Raw genomic sequence first — 15,482 nt, 5'->3', positions numbered from 1 at the left:
TGACAGGTTCTGCGGTTACCTGATTGGGGGTGATTTTACCGGGGGGGCCGATGTTCAGGAATTGGGAAACCGAGTTGTTTGTCGACCAGATTGATGACTTGGCGGTCTGCGGCAAATCGCAGCAAGTTCTCACAAAAGAAATCGACCGTAAGATCCACCCGATCGGCGGATTGAGCGCCGACGTGGGGTGTGATGATGACCTGAGGCATTTGCCATAACGGACTGGAGGCAGGGAGTGGTTCGGTCTCGGTAACATCCAAGCCCGCACTCCGTAAATGTTGGGAAGTCAGGGCATCCACCAAGGCTGATTCGTCAACAACTTGTCCGCGAGCAACATTTATAAAATAAGATCCTTGCTTCATCCGATCGAATTCCGCCGGGCCCATAAGTCGACGAGTTTGTTGATTGAGGGGGATGCACAAGATGACGACATCCGCTGCGGCGAGTAATTCATGGAGTCGGTCGGCCGGCCAGATGGACTCGACGCCAGCGGGCGGAGTTTCCGGAAACAAATCGGTTGCGAGAATTCGAACCTTCATCGGTGCGAGCGTTTCGGCGATCCGCCGGCCATTGCCCCCAAAACCGACAATGCCAACCGTTTTGCCATGCAGGTCATCGGTGGGCCGTCGGGTGAAGTCCTTTTGCTGTTGAGCACGGTAAAAGGTTGGCATGCTGCGAATCATCCCCAACAGCAGCGCTAACGTCTGTTCGGCGACTTGGTCAGCAAAAAGACCCGATGCGCTGCTGACGACAATGTCGGAAGCGACAACTTCCGGGACCAAGCAATGGTCCATGCCGGCCGCCGACGATTGGATCCAACGAAGTTTTCCCTGAGAAACCACCTCGGGCCAGGGAACCGGTACTTTGGCGTGGCCGCAGAAAATGTCCGCGTCGAGAATTTCGGTTGCGATCCGATCCTGTCCTGCGTCCACGACCTCCCATTCTGGCACACAAGCCTGAATTTTTCCTACATGATCGATGGTGACTGGAAAGCAGAGAGCGATACGTTGGTGTTGCGGATGCATAGATTTTAGAATGAGTTTGAGTGGGGATGAGGATTTCAGGAATCGAGTAAACTTGTTCCAACGTCGCGTCATCCTGCGAGATGCTTGAACTCGTAGACGATCGGTGGCTAGGAATTCAAATCACGACGGGTGCCGCCAGCATTCAATTTGTCATCCCTCAATTTGACCGCGACGGACTCAACGCCATGAGCGATTCCGAGTAAGCTGGTCGACTGTGATTCGTGATTAACCCGCCTGCCCAAGGGCCGCCAGCGATGTGCTCGTCCCTTTCCTAGATCTTCTCATGAACCAGCAGACGTCACAAGTTGAGCATTCGCTAATCCGTCGCTGGTGGCTGAGTTCTTGTGGCGGGCGCGATGTAATGCAGCTCGCTTTACCGCTGGTGTTGTCAACAGCTTCTTGGACGCTGATGCACTTCGTGGATCGGGTCTTCTTGACTTGGCATTCCACCGAGGCGATTGCTGCTGCGATGCCCGCCGGGATGCTCTATTTTTCCGTGCTGTGTCTGCCGCTTGGCTTGGCGGGCTATGTGAATACCTTCGTTGCTCAGTACTACGGAGCCGCCCGTCCGGAGAGCATCGGTGCGATCATTTGGCAAGGTGTGCTGTTGGGATCCTTGGCGATTCCACTGTTTGCGCTGCTGATTCCCGCGGCTCCCACCATTTTTCAGGCAGCCAATCACGGCCCGCAGATCGCCCAGTTCGAGACCGTTTACTTTCAAGCATTGGCCTTTGGTGCAGGAGGGGCCGTAATCTCGGCAGCTCTTTCCGCCTTTTTCACGGGCTTGGGGAATTCACGTGTTGTGATGGTTGTCGATATGGCAGCTGCATTGCTGAACCTGTCACTCGATTATTTACTGATTTTTGGTCATGCTGGGCTTCCTGAATTGGGTATTTGGGGAGCGGGGATCGCGACAACAATCAGCCAGTGGGCCAAGGTGGTCGCCTATGCATTGATCATCAGCAAGCCGGAGTTTCGTGTTCCCTATCGATTTATCGAGGGCTGCCGCTTGGACTGGCCGTTAATGCGCCGCTTGCTTGTGTATGGATCACCGAGCGGAATCCAGCTGTTTCTCGAAACGCTTGCGTTTACCGCTTTTCTGTTCTTGATCGGTCGACTCGGCCCGATACCCCTGGCAGCGACGACGATTGGCTTCAGCATCAATTCATTCGCCTTTGTGCCAATGCTGGGCTTAGGCATCGCCGTTACCACGCTTGTCGGACAGCAACTGGGCCGCCAAAAACCAAGGTTGGCTGAACGGGCTACCTATTCGGCTTTTTTACTCGGTGGAGTCTATGTCGGTGGCATGGCCCTGCTCTATCTCACCTGCCCCAAACTGTTCCTGTTGGTGCATGCTGCGGGTTCAGATGCTGAGTTTGCCAAACTTAGCGCCATTTGTGCCGTCTTACTACGATTCGTGGCCTTATACTGTTTTTTGGACATGATGCACATCGTGTTTGTGAGCGCCATCAAAGGGGCCGGCGACACGCGGTTCGTCTTGTTGATCACCCTGATCGTGTCACCCCTTCCAGTTTTGCTGGCTTATCTCGGCTTGACCGTTTGGAATTGGGGACTGTTCACGTTTTGGGGCGTGATCACCGGTTGGATCAGTATGCTAGGACTGATTTACCTTTTCCGCTTTCGACAAGGGAAATGGAAACAGATGAGCGTGCTGGATTTGACGCCTGACGAAACGATCACAAAATGGAATCCGAGCCCCTGACGCGAAATAAAAAAACGGTTGCGCGGAGGTCAGCTTGGAAAAAGGCATGAAATCGATAATAATGATCGGCTGAATCGGTGGAGTGGAGTTGCGACGAGCGCGGTCTGCCGGTCTTTCTGACGATTGAGCCGCACGGTTTCACCTGCCCCAATCCTCCGTGCCGGAAGGAGAATTCCCCTGACAGCCCCCATTCGACAAATCGGAACTTTCGCCCTCGTTTCGTTGCTTTTGCTCCGACTGGGAACCGGCTGGCATTTCTTTAAGGAAGGTGCCAAAAAGTTCCACGGGGAAAGCTTTACTTCGGTTTATTTTCTCCAATCCGCAAAAGGTCCGCTCGCTGACTTTTACAAATCAATGATTCCCGACCGGCAGGGAAGAGAACGACTGAATCAAGAAAAAACGAAGGGTTTTTGGAAGCAATACAGCGCGCAAGCTGGTGCGCACTTTGGCTTCGATGAAGATCAGCAAAAGCGCGCCAATAAAGAGCGTGATCGCTATGTCAAACGGCTTGCCGCGTTCTATTATGACAACGGTACCGATATTCAAGAATACTTGTTGGAATGTGACCGCCTCGAAAAGGCGAAAGCGGATACAATGAGTAATGTGGAGTTCCAGCGAGATTGGATCGCTTCCAAAGAGTCTGAGTTAGCTGGAAAGGTCCGACCTTGGCTCGCATCGATTGAGATGTTGGGCGAGCAGTTGCAGGGTGGTTTCCACAAAATTGCGACCGACGAGCAACTCCAACGAGGGGAATTTCCTATCACTAACCGATCGGAGATGTTTGTTGATACGATTGTCAAGTACGTCGTCATTGGCGTCGGTGTTTTACTGATACTGGGATTGTTCACTCGCATCGCTGCCCTGGCGGGAATGGGTTTTCTGCTGTCGGTCATGTCGACGCAGCCTCCCTGGGTGGCCACTGCCAACACGGAATACTTCTATTACCAAATGGTTGAAATACTTGCGTTGCTTGTATTGATGGCCTTTAACGCGGGGCGTTTTGCTGGACTGGATTTTTTGGTCTACGCTGCCCGTGTGCGTTGCTGTCCACCGAAGACAACCGAGACTTAGGAGCCGATAAAGATGAGTTTGACTGCTGAGCAGAAGCAAATTGGCGCTGACAATTACTACGAGGCATTGGGTGTCCACCGTCGTGATTTTTTAAAGGGCGTGGGGTTGGCCGGTGTTGTCTCGGGTGCTGGTTTGGGCGCGATGTACTTTGGCTACGGGACAAGCGTGGCTAACCCAGTGCGAGTGGGAGTGATTGGCACGGGCGACGAGGGAAGCGTGTTGATCGGCGCTATGAATCCTAACTATGTGCAGGTCAAAGCGATTTGCGACATTCGCCCTTACAATCGGCATCGCGCGTTTCATGGCGACTGGACGAGTGATGGGACCTTGGCAGCCCGCCCGGGTTTGATGGAAGTATTCGATTGGAAAACCGAAGACGAAGCGAAGAAGAACGTCAGTGTTTACACGGATTACAACGAGTTATTGAAGGATCCCGACATTGAGGCCGTGGTGATTGCCACACCATTGTTTACGCATGCACCAATTGCGATTGCAGCCATGAACGCCGGAAAGCATGTGCTTACCGAAAAGTTAATGGGCTACGATGTCGGTGTTTGCAAAGATATGGCCCGCGTTTCTAAGTCGACAGACAGGCTGTTGGCGACTGGTCATCAACGTCATTACAGCGTGCTCTATGACAATGCCGTCAGCTTGCTGCAGTGGGGCATGCTTGGTGAAATCCATCACATTCGTGCACAATGGCATCGGGGTAATTTGCCGGGCAAAGACAGCTGGAAACAGCCATTGCCGGGAGGCGAGATGTATGCAGATGGCAAGATGCGCGACGACATCAAAACTCGTCTGGACCGTCTGGAAAATGCGTCTAAGAAGACTGATTTGACCCCTCAGGAGGTTGCTAAGCTAGAAAAACAGGTCGCACAATGGGCGGCCTGGAATGCCGATCGTGAAATGAATCCTGAGGATTATGGTTACGAACAGATGACGCTCTCTGATGGACGTAAACGGTCGGCCATGGAAGAGCTCTGTCGTTGGCGACTCTGGGACCGAACGGGTGGTGGTTTAATGGCCGAACTGGGCAGTCACCAACTCGATGCGGCTTCGATTTTCATCAGTGCACTTCGCAACGATGGTAAAAAAGCTCATCCGCTCAGCGTCCACGCAGTCGGTGGACGGCATATTTTCCCCGTCGATCGTGATGCTCATGATCACGTCTACTGCACCTTTGAGTTCCCCGGGCCTGGGTACGAGGCCAAGCCAGATGACCCGATGGCGTATGGCTACCAGGATAAGCGAACGGGTGTTGACGCGACAAAGGGAATTGCACCGTACGAAACGGATCCCAACAAACGAATTGTGATGACTTATTCAAGCATCAACGGGAACGGCTATGGTGGTTACGGTGAAGTGGTTTTGGGAACCAAGGGGACTTTGGTTCTCGAGCGTGAAAAAGAAGTCATGCTTTATAAAAAAGAAGACACCTCCAGTCGGATTTCCGTGAAGGATGACAAGGGAGGACCGACAATGGACTCCTACGAAACTGGAGCGGGTTCGGCCGCCGCAGTGGCACAATCCGCCGACACGGGTCCGATCAGTCGGGGTTATACGGAAGAGATGGAGCACTGGGCTTGGTGCATCCGCAACCCCGATCCGGAAAACCAGCCCCGCTGCATGCCCGAAGTGGCGCTCGGCGACGCCGTGATCGCCCTGACCTGCAATGTGGCGATGAAAAAAGCGGCGAAGGGAGAAGGCGGCTACGTGCAATTTGATGAGGCCTGGTTCGACATCAACAGTGACGCAACGCCCGACGGTTCCAAACCCGTCCAGTCGTAAAGCCGAGTTAGGACGTAGAAAAACACTGGCGGCGGATTTGCATTTGGCGTCCGTCGCCATTAATCTTGTACGCTCTCGTACACTCTGACCTCGAGGACAAGGTCTCTTTCGAGGTGATTCCCTGTTAGGCGATGGATTCGATAGGAAAACTCATGGACAAGTGGCCAATCGGCGTATTTGCAAGTATTGATGCGGGATTAGGAGTGCAATTAGATGTTGCCAAGGAGCTTGGTGTTCCGACAATTCAGCTGCACGCACCCGCCAAATCGACACGAACGCCAGAAAACGCGGAGCGTTTTTTGCAACGATTGAACGAGCTCGGGATTCAGCTTACTGCGGTATTTGGTGGTTTTGAAGGTGAATCGTACGCGGATATCCCAACCACGGTTCGTACCGTGGGCCTCGTTCCAGAGGAAACGCGAGCCGCCCGGACGGCGGAAATGAAAGAGATTGCCGATTTTGCCAAAGCGCTTGGCTGTTCGGTGGTCGCACTTCATATCGGTTTCATTCCCCATGCTTCGATGGGGGATCCTGCCTATGATTCGGTGATCAAAATCACTCGGGAAATTTGCGATCACTGCAAGGCGAATCAGCAAAACTTGCATCTCGAAACGGGGCAGGAAACGGCGGATGGTTTGTTGCAGTTCTTAGCCGATGTGGCACGTGACAATCTATTCGTCAATTTTGATCCCGCCAACATGATCCTCTATGGGACAGGCGAGCCGATTGAAGCTCTCAAGAAGATTGGCAGCTTTGTTCGCAGCGTGCATTGCAAAGATGCGCTGTGGGCCGACAAACCCGGCGAAGAATGGGGCCAGGAGGTGGCGCTGGGTGAAGGGCAAGTCGATATGGCAGCTTACATCAAGACGCTCGATGAAATTGGCTACGAAGGGCCGCTCACTATCGAACGGGAAATTCCTCAGGAACCCGAGCGGCAAAAATCTGAAATTGGCAGAGCAGTCGAAATACTGGAGCAATTGCGAACGTAACGAAGGCTTGGGCATGTTCTTGCCAGATAGAGTGATCGTGCCGTCGGCGATGCCACGGCGTACTCATTAATTGTCAGCGGTTTTTGGTATCGCTGAATTGAATGCGTCGCAGTAGCCAGATGACGAAAAGCAGCGGTGCAAGCACAATTAAGTAGCGCGAGAGAGCCATGAAGATACGAGGCCGAATCGCAATTGCCAACAAAATTCCGATCAGGCTCACAAATATCCAGCCGGGTAAGCGGTCAAGTTGAGGAAAGGCAAGCCAGGCGGCACCGAGGGCCAATCCCGATTTGATCAGCGAGCCTTGGACAAGCTCGCCCGAGTCGCCCCCAACAGGCCAGACAAAAAAAGCACAGCCTGCTACCAGCAGAATCAATGCTGATGTACCCATTGCGTGACGCCGCCAGCCGGTGATCGGTGCTTTCGGTTCTTGCGTCATGGAGTTGATTCACGGGCGATACGAGTAACGATACGTGTTCGCAAAATGCAAGCTTGGGTGTCCTGGCCACACCTCGTACCGATTTTGAACGGGTGTTGGGCTAGATCCGATCAAGAGCGTCGATCCATTTGGCCACATCCTCCCGCTCTTGTGGAGTTAAGGCTCGAGCCTCATCTCCGGTTTCCAGCACTGTCACAGGAAACTTGATCTCTCGTAATTGTTCCACTCCCTGATTGAATCGTTCGTAGAGCTTCGACTTTTTCGCAATCGCCGTCAAGATCGCCAGTCTTTGGATCGGATTGTTTTGAGGTTGTCCGATTCGGAGTGGCAAAGCAGCGTCGACTGCGACCACACCCCGGATCAGATCACGGTGTTTGAACGCGGAAAGATAGGCCATGGCTGCCCCTCCCTGATAGCCTTCTACGACGACACGTGTCGGATCAATATTGTATCGATTCATGCACTCGTCGATCGTTTTGCGGATGAAAGCTTCCTCAGTGGGCTGCCACCGTTCGGCTTTCTCGGCTTTTGGCATCAGCAGAATGAGATCGTAAGCTTGGCAAGCTGCTTTCCAATCCTCGATGGGCGCTTTGTGGTCGGGCGCTCCCGGGGGGTGGAGTGAGACGAGTAATCCGTAGGGTCGCCTCGCATCGTAATTGTCCGGCACGTATGCCACGCACGCATTCGCTTCTTCAGGGATCTCGATTTCGATCTCGCCGGTGGTGGCAGCGGGGGGGACTTGGTCGTTGTGAGTTGGACGAGGCAGTTCCTGGGGGATCTCGGTGGGCAGGGTCTCGAGCGTGATGTCGGCCGACTTGGTTTCGCCGTCTCGCGTGTATTCCAATTGGACGGTTTGGCCCGGTTCAATGCTGGCACAGGCATCGCGAAGTTCGCTGATCCCTTGGATCGGTTGTTGGTTGAGCTTAACCAACGTGTCTCCAGCCATCAGTCCAGCTTTCTCGGCTGGCCCACCGGGGTAGACCCAGCGAATTTTGACTGTCTCAGGCTCTTCCCGCACGGGTAGGATTCCCAGGAAGGGATGTTCGTAGACGGGAAGTGCGTCCACCAGGACGGGATCGAATTCCATGCGCTGATCACCTCGCATGGCGACAAGTTTGACCGTATCGCCGCCATACAGAGGACCGAGCACATGGCGTAACTCGGCTTGTCGACGGATCTTCACACCGTTGGCTTCAATGATTTGGTCACCCGGTTTTAAACCAATGTCCGCAGCGGGCGAGTTAACCTGGACAGCCGCGATCACTGCAGGGCTACCGATGCCGGATCCTTTCATTGAAATTCCCATTCGTCCTCGAAATAGCTCTTTTTCTTGAAGCTGTTTGAGTCGAGTTAAAACATCTTCGAAGGGAATCGCAAAGCCGATTCCCGAGTCGTACCACTCGTGCCCTGCGGTGATGCCGAGTGGTGTTCGCTTACCCCGCGCATCGTACAGTTCTGTATCGACCGAGAGCGGCACGAGGACTCCAAGGACCTGTCCTTGAAGATTTACCAATGGGCCGCCGTAGTTTGCTGGTGAGATTTTCGCATCGGTTTGAATTGCCTTCCCCCAGACCCGATCTTTGGCGCTGACAATTCCCACTGAAATATTGACGTTGGATGGAGAGAAGGTGCGTCCGACGGCAATAGCCCACTCGCCGATCTTGATGTCTTTGATCGGAGCCGCATCCGGTACGGGAAGTGTTTCCTCGGTTTTTACCTTCAACAGCACGAGCATACGGCTGTTGTCGCGAGAAATAATCTTGGCAGGGCGACGTTTGCCACTGGGCAGTGTCACCAGAATCGAGGTTGGATCTTGGGCGAAACTGAAAGCATCGGAGACGATCAAGCCGTCCTTGGAAACGATCAAGCCTGTGGTCGGACCGGCTCCCACCAGGATCTTACCGACTTTTTCCGATCCCCCCACGGTTTCAATTTGGATGACGCAGTCAGCGATCTGTTCGGCGGCTGTACGGAGCGCCTTTTGTTCGAGCGATTCGAGCGAAGTTGCTTGTCCTTGTAAGATCGCATTCACGGCCAAACAAAGAACAAGGGGGAAGGTATACTTGTGCATCATCAGGTAAAAAACTCCAAGGTCATTCAGTCTTGAGCTGTCAGCTCAACTTCCATGAGTTGCTGATTTCGAAGCACCGTGATCGCGACCTCATCGAGGCGGTCGATGTAGGAAAGTTCTTCAATCAATTCCTGCCGACTTTGCACCATGTTTGGGCCGACAAACAAGATCAGATCATCCGAGCGGATGCTCTTCTCAGCTGCGGCCGAATGCGGAATGACCCGTTCGACAAAGGGGGGCGTTTTCGGCAACACATCCGGAATCAGGACGAGTCCGAGCAGGGCTGGCGTTAGATGTTGTTCAGGCTTGATTCGTCTGGCTTCACGCTCTCGTCGCACGCGACCGGCAAGGATATCCTCGATGGTCGATTTGAGACTCGTAATCGGAATGGCAAAATTGAGCCATGTGTTCGTCTGGGCGTTCCGCAGTTCCTTGCCAAGGATGCCCAGTAACTCGCCTTGGAAGGTGGTTAAGGCTCCGCCTGCGGCTCCGGCATTATTCGTCATAGCATCGACGATATAAACCGGGCCGTCATAAGCGGTTTTATACACTCCGCGGCGAGCTTGCAGATTGGTGATCGCAGCAATGTGGCCATGCAGGACGCTGGCAGGTTCGTTGCCGGCGGCAATCCCGTACAGATTGCTGAAGGCGAGGATTCGATCACCGATGTTGCTCTTGGAAACCTCTTTATCTAAAGCGAAAAAGGGAACCTGGCTGACATCGATTTTTAAAACCGCGATTTCACTGCGGGGGTCGGCGCCTACCAATTCCGCTTTGAATTTGCGCCCGTCGTCAAGCACGGCGGTGATGTAGTCTGTATCCAACACGTAACTCCACGCCGTTAGCACGTGCCCTGTTTCACTGATCAGGAAGCCGCTTTGGTAGGCTTCCAAGCCTCGGATGCCACCGGCGCCATAGATCTTGACCAGTTTGGGTTGTACCTCGCTGATGGTGGCCGGTAAATTCAGTTGTCCTGATGTAAGATTCGTGAGTAACGCCAATGCGAACACCGTTCCTGTTGCCCATCCTCGGAGCGATCCCCAAGTTGCGGACACCAAAGAAGGCGAATTGCTTTGATTCGGGTTGAGAGGGCGGGTCGACAGATGGCTGTTCCAGCTGCCCGTTAGCACACGAATGTCCATCAAGCATCGTTCTCCGGTTTGGGGGTCACTTGAAAATTGTCGAGTTTCAGCAGGCCGAACTGGGTGTCACCGAAACGAATCTCAATCTCAAAGGGCACATCCTGGCCATCAATTTTTCGATAGTCGCGAAAATCAAGTTCGCACGGGTCAACGCCGATGTCGGGGTACATTTCCATGCCGAGAAGCTGACCGGATGTCGGGGAAAAATAAAACCAGGCTTCAATCGCGTCGTGCGTGCCGATTAGGACGTCAACGGGTTGGGGTTGTCCCGGCCAAGGTGCCTTGCCGAGATAATAGAGTTCGCCGAATTTGTTGGGGCCATTGACCATGAAGTAACGCCACAGGTGCAAGGCGACCAGCATTCCACCGCTGCCGGCCGGCTCCAATTGCGATTCGAGATTTTGTGTCATATCGATCAGTAGATCGGTGGCACCCTGCCCCGTTGTGATTTGAGCAAGAGTCTGATCGTCATCCAAGGTGATTTGCATCGAACCTTGATCCGTGACTTGACCGCGAAGCGTCCAGGTGGCTTGTTGGTCAAAAAAGTCGCTCTTTGTGCGTAACGCTTGCCAAACGCGATCTCGGTTGGCCTCGTTAAAGTGGTAATTTGCGAAGCCGCGACGTGTCTTCAGCACGGATTTGACTGAATCAGGAAGCTTTTTGACCAAAGGCAACTCCGGTAACTTTAGCTTTGGCAAGGCGGGCCGCTGGGGAGGTTCTTTTCCCTCGGGTTCTTTTTTGTCTGGTCGTTTCGGCATTGGGAGCGGTGGTGTTGCTGGGCCACTCTGAACTTTTGCGATTAGTTCACCCGCCCCATGCACGCCGGCTAACCTGACGTGCACATCAAAGCGTTCGCCGTCGCGGCGATAGCTGAGCGGCACTCGCCAGCCTTTCGGGAAGATTCCTAGGGCGTTCTTGAAACCATTCACGGTCTCGATCGGACGGCCGCCGAAAGCGATAATTTGGTCGCCATATCGAAGGCCCCGACGATAGGCATCGGAAGACTCCAGGATGTTTGTCACAACAACGCTGCCATCTTCATCCGAGGAAACGTTGGCGCCCAGGGTCGCATGATCGACGATGCGTCCACTATTTAGGTGGCCAAGAAAATGCTTGATCTGATTAATTGAGATCGCATAGCCGACGCCCACATTCACTCGCTTTCGTTTTTCAAAGGAGCCCCGACCGTTGATCCCGATTAGTCGTCCCTGCTCGTTAAAGAGTGGACCGCCCGAGTTTCCCGGATTGATGGCTGCATCAGTTTGAATGCAGTCGGCATACTCCAGCAGCGTGCCGGCCGGGTATTGATAACGGTGGACTCCGGATACGATTCCATAGGTCACGGTCGGTTGAAAGTTGGTAGCCAATAAAAATGGGTTGCCAACGGCAAAGCACCATTGACCAACACGGACCAGATCACTGTCACCCATCCTTGCGGCAGGAAAATCTTCCCGACCAAGCATTTTAATAAGAGCAACATCTCCGGTGGGATCAAGACCGACGATCACCGCGTCGTAAAGCTCTCCGTTGTTCATGCTGCATTTCATATGTTCGCCGCAGGGTTTGCTGACGTGGAAATTTGTCAAGGCAAAACCATCGGGAGTGATGACGACACCTGACCCACCTCCTCCCGCTTTTCCCGCGGAGAACACCGAGATGGTTGACTCACTGGCTCGTTGGATCGCATCGATTCGTTGCTGTTGGGCGGCCATGACCTGTGCGGGAATCGATAAGGGTTCTTCCGCGGACGCTAATTCGGCCACGGAAGATGCAATGAGCAAACAATGAAAGATCAGAAATACACGTGTCATTTCGTCAATCTCGCGTCGCAAAGGTTCAAGCGGTCGGCGATGTCCGAGGTGTCACCATAATCTACGAAGATCGTTAATCGATTGATGCCCGTTAGATCGAGGTCGATTTCAGCCGGCGGCGTACCAGGGCGGATGTCCGATCGAAACAATTCTTTGTCGTCGCCTCGAATAGTTAAGGAAACAAATCCTGTTCGTCGAGTTGTTGGATCAAGGCCAGCGAGGGCTTGGAATTGTCGGTATTCGCCGGCTAGTCGATAGCTAAGTTCGGTGCGGCTATGAATCGCCAGTCCCTTCGTGTACTCATTGATGACACCGTCCGAAGATTCTAGCTTCAAAGACGTGCTGCCAATGAAACTCGAGTTGGCTTGGGGGAGTAGCGGCTGTTCCACGCCAAGCTCAGATAAGTCGTTGGCAAGGCTGGGGACGTCCAGGGATGGGGTCAATGTGGCACGTTCGATTTCTAGATCACTCAAGAAAATCGATTTTGATGAACTAAATTCGAATGCACGGATGCGATTCGTAGGGATCCGGAAGACCAGGTCGTCAGTTGTGGTCACGGTAATGGTGTCGGGCGTATTCGAGATCTTTGCAGCTTGCAGTTCGCTGCCATCGACCAGCTTTACGTTGCAACGTGGGTTTGGCTGAGCCAGTTCCGTTGGTTGGAAAAACCAAATGCCGTCGACCTTGCCTCGGCGGACATCGATCCAGTCGTCGTCGAGTTTGAAACTGACGGCATCATTTGTGATGTCTCCCGCCACACCCTCAACCGAGTCAAGCTTTTGGTTTGGCCGACGAATGATGATGACGTCGCCGATTGGCTTGGTCGCGAGGATCTCTTTGCGTTCCAAATCGAAGGCCACGCTACTTGACTGGAGCAAAGCGTAATCGATCAGGCGATTCGGAATCGTTAATTCAGGGCCAACGCCGAGTTGGATCGTGATCTCGCCATCTTTTGCGGTGATGTTCGTCGCAAATAAAGTCGTTCCATTGCGTAGTCGGGCGATAAGCTTATTTTGTGAACTGATTTCCGAGTGCGCGAATCGCAGAGCTCGTACTTCCTCAGCGGAAATCGTTCTCGGTTGCCCGTCTGAAATTGCCATGATGCTTGACTCATTCAGTTGGTCCAACTCAATGCTCGTTGTCTGACCATCACGCATCTCCAACTCAGCGTTAACTGCTCCCGCTAAGGCGAAAAACAACGCGAAGTAAATCATCCTCTCGTCCCTCTTCGGATAAGTGGAAGGCGAATCGATTGTTGTTCATCGTTTCACCTTGGGTTGGGGGGCTAAATAATATTTAGGGCTGTTTTTGAACGCCATCCTTCGCCAGCTTGTGGAAGTATTCTTCAATCACTTCTCGGTAGTGAGATGGTAAATCTTTGCCGAGTTGTTGGAGTGCTTCCTCTTGCTCTTTGGCTGGCAGGTTTCCCCAGTCGGTTTGTGCTCCAAGCTTTTTCGGATCGACATTTCCCGGGCCCTTGGCTTCTGCCGGAACACTCTGGTCCATCGGAGCATTGGGTGCGGAATTGCCTTGGCCGCCTCCGCTTTGGGAACGCGATTGTTGCGCTTGTTGCTCCAATTGTTCGATCATCTTATCCAGCTTTGCGATCACGTCATCTTCTTCTTTGCGGACTCTCGTTCCCGCTCGACCATGACCCAGTCGCACTTTGATGCTGTCCATCAAGCGAGCCACTTCGTCAAGTGAATCTGGCTTGAGGGGTTCGATATCTGACTTCATCAGCTTAGCGATCGTTGCGTAACGTTGCGGAATGGTGGCTTCGTTCTCGAGCAGCAGGTTAAGTGAGGTGAGGCACTCCTCCTTAGCGAGGAGACGGTGGTAGGCCACGCTTTGGTAGAACAGTAGAGAAGCCGGGTCGACAACATCCGCGGGCGAAAGTGGCTCTAACTGCTCACGAACCTCGTTGTAGTATTTGCCGTCCGCTAGCCATTGGGCATATCGTAGTTGAAGATTCTTGCGTGCCCACTCGGGTAGGGTTTTATCGTAAAGTACTGCCGTGTCAAACTTCCCTCGGGGCGAAGTCGGTTTGGACAGTTGTTGCAATAGATCTTTCACTGCCGGATTGACGACGGCAATGGATTGGATGACGCGGTCGAGAAGCATTTGGGGGGCTTGCTGTTCGTCGGGTGAGGTTTCGGTCTCGCTCCAAAGAAGTTCGAAAGCCGATTGCTGCTCTTCGGTCGTCTCTCTCTCTTCAAACCAATCTTGGAGTTGGGTTTGCAACATCGGCCAGGCTGGAACGCTCCAGGATGTTCGACGGGCCAAATCATCTGATCCGAAAGTCGGCAGGCCGGCCGCAAGTACTAATGCAAGAAAAATCGGTGTGCGAATGGGTTTCATTGGTTTTTCCCCAAAACGATGTCCCGCGTGATTTGTCGGATCCGTTCCTCTCGATTTGAGAGTTGATTGAGGGATTCAACAAGCTCTGTGTCGATCGCTTGCCCAACTGGATTGTCTGGCTCGTCAAGCAGTCTCGCGTATCTTTGAGTTCGTTTGTTGACTCGTACTTGTAAGGCGCGAATCATTTTTAGCTCGGCGATAGCGTCTACTAACGCCTGGTCTTCCGGCGATCCATTTTGCTGCTGCTGCTGTTGTTGTTGTTGGCGACGTTGTTCAGCGTCTTGTTGTGCTTTTTGTAACGCTTCGATCATCTCCTCCAGGCCGGCGATGACATCTTCTTCCAAGCCGAGTGTGATTCGGTCAAGTTTTACTTGCGATAATCGTTCTGCAATCTGTTGCATGTCCGCGTGCATTTGCTCGACCGCCTCAGGAAAGGCAACGGATGATCCTTCTTCTCTGAGCAGTAAAAGTGCCTTGTCAGCTTCTGTCACGATGCGCAATTCTCGGGCGCCGAGGCGACCGGATTGAATTGCTGTCTGATTATCGCGCTTCGCTAAAGGAATCTGACTGAGTCGTCGGCTGTCATCGTAGACTTTGAGTTGCATCTCTAACATTTTTCGAAATCGTGACTCAAGCATTGCCAAGGTTCGCTCGATCTCTTCCTCTCGTAATTGTCGTAGGATTTCTTCTAATTCCGCCTTGGCTTGCTCAAGGAGTTGACGAGCAGCTTCCTGTTCTTCGATCGCTGCCTGCCGCTTTGCTTCTTCGAGACGCATTTCAGCTTCTCGCATCTTTTCTTCAGCGGCCTCGATTCGTTTTTGGCCGGGAAAGGTTTCCTGTTGTTGTTGGCCCTGCTGACCTTCTTCCTGCTGACCTTCTCCCTGCTGTCCTTCTCCCTGCTGACCTTCTCCCTGCTGACCTTCTCCCTGCTGACCTTCTCCCTGCTGACTTTCTCCCTGCTGACCTTCTCCCTGCTGACCTTCTCCCTGCTGACCTTCTCCCTGCTGACCTTCTCCCTGCTGACCTTCTCCCTGCTGACCTTCTCCCTGCTGACCTTCTCCC

General features: G+C 53.2%; 13 protein-coding genes. 5 read left to right on the top strand and 8 right to left on the bottom strand.

Translation table 11 applies throughout. The features are described 5' to 3' along the window. Positions 1 to 35: 35 nt before the first annotated feature. Entirely contained in the window at positions 36 to 1,097 is a 1,062-nt protein-coding gene (locus P8N76_01430) for a D-2-hydroxyacid dehydrogenase (protein MDG2380312.1), read from the bottom strand. Between the two features lie 8 nt (positions 1,098 to 1,105). Here P8N76_01430 and P8N76_01425 point away from each other — a divergent pair, with 8 nt between their 5' ends. The 5 genes from P8N76_01425 to P8N76_01405 all read left to right on the top strand — a co-directional run bounded on the left by P8N76_01425 (position 1,106) and on the right by P8N76_01405 (position 6,599). Then, a complete protein-coding gene (locus tag P8N76_01425; protein MDG2380311.1) occupies positions 1,106 to 1,228 on the top strand; it encodes a hypothetical protein in 123 nt (40 codons plus the stop codon). An 80-nt stretch (positions 1,229 to 1,308) separates the two neighbouring features. After that, positions 1,309 to 2,748, top strand: a complete 1,440-nt coding sequence (locus P8N76_01420; GenBank protein MDG2380310.1) for an MATE family efflux transporter — start codon at positions 1,309 to 1,311, stop codon at positions 2,746 to 2,748. 222 nt (positions 2,749 to 2,970) lie between these two features. Beyond that, complete coding sequence (locus tag P8N76_01415) at positions 2,971 to 3,819, top strand: DoxX family protein (GenBank protein ID MDG2380309.1); 849 nt, start codon at positions 2,971 to 2,973, stop codon at positions 3,817 to 3,819. Between the two features lie 12 nt (positions 3,820 to 3,831). Then, positions 3,832 to 5,610 (top strand): Gfo/Idh/MocA family oxidoreductase, encoded by a 1,779-nt coding sequence (locus P8N76_01410; GenBank protein ID MDG2380308.1) that lies wholly within the window; start codon positions 3,832 to 3,834, stop codon positions 5,608 to 5,610. Positions 5,611 to 5,762: 152 nt separating this feature from the next. After that, positions 5,763 to 6,599: a sugar phosphate isomerase/epimerase gene (locus P8N76_01405; protein MDG2380307.1), complete on the top strand. Its 837-nt coding sequence runs from the start codon at positions 5,763 to 5,765 to the stop codon at positions 6,597 to 6,599. Between the two features lie 73 nt (positions 6,600 to 6,672). On the opposite strand, the gene P8N76_01400 is transcribed toward P8N76_01405, so the two are convergent. The 7 genes from P8N76_01400 to P8N76_01370 form a co-directional block, all read right to left on the bottom strand. Beyond that, entirely contained in the window at positions 6,673 to 7,038 is a 366-nt protein-coding gene (locus tag P8N76_01400; protein MDG2380306.1) for a hypothetical protein, read from the bottom strand. 100 nt (positions 7,039 to 7,138) lie between these two features. Next, on the bottom strand, positions 7,139 to 9,112 hold the full coding sequence (locus tag P8N76_01395; GenBank protein MDG2380305.1) for a PDZ domain-containing protein: 1,974 nt from the start codon (positions 9,110 to 9,112) through the stop codon (positions 7,139 to 7,141). Positions 9,113 to 9,135: 23 nt separating this feature from the next. Further along, positions 9,136 to 10,251, bottom strand: a complete 1,116-nt coding sequence (locus P8N76_01390; protein MDG2380304.1) for a S1C family serine protease — start codon at positions 10,249 to 10,251, stop codon at positions 9,136 to 9,138. Then, complete coding sequence (locus tag P8N76_01385; GenBank protein ID MDG2380303.1) at positions 10,251 to 12,062, bottom strand: trypsin-like peptidase domain-containing protein; 1,812 nt, start codon at positions 12,060 to 12,062, stop codon at positions 10,251 to 10,253. Before P8N76_01385 ends, P8N76_01390 begins: the two co-directional genes overlap by 1 nt. Continuing rightward, positions 12,059 to 13,276, bottom strand: a complete 1,218-nt coding sequence (locus tag P8N76_01380; GenBank protein ID MDG2380302.1) for an NPCBM/NEW2 domain-containing protein — start codon at positions 13,274 to 13,276, stop codon at positions 12,059 to 12,061. Before P8N76_01380 ends, P8N76_01385 begins: the two co-directional genes overlap by 4 nt. 82 nt (positions 13,277 to 13,358) lie before the next feature. Beyond that, positions 13,359 to 14,420 carry a hypothetical protein gene (locus P8N76_01375; protein ID MDG2380301.1) on the bottom strand — a complete coding sequence of 354 codons (1,062 nt, stop codon included), beginning with the start codon at positions 14,418 to 14,420 and terminating at the stop codon, positions 13,359 to 13,361. Further along, positions 14,417 to 15,482: hypothetical protein (locus P8N76_01370; protein MDG2380300.1), on the bottom strand; the 1,066-nt coding region annotated here is incomplete at its 5' end. The genes P8N76_01370 and P8N76_01375, both read right to left, overlap by 4 nt.

The organism is Pirellulaceae bacterium (assembly GCA_029243025.1).
Taxonomy (GTDB): domain Bacteria; phylum Planctomycetota; class Planctomycetia; order Pirellulales; family Pirellulaceae.
The sequence above is the reverse complement of the archived record's forward strand: the minus strand, read 5'-3'. Positions and strand labels throughout refer to the sequence as shown.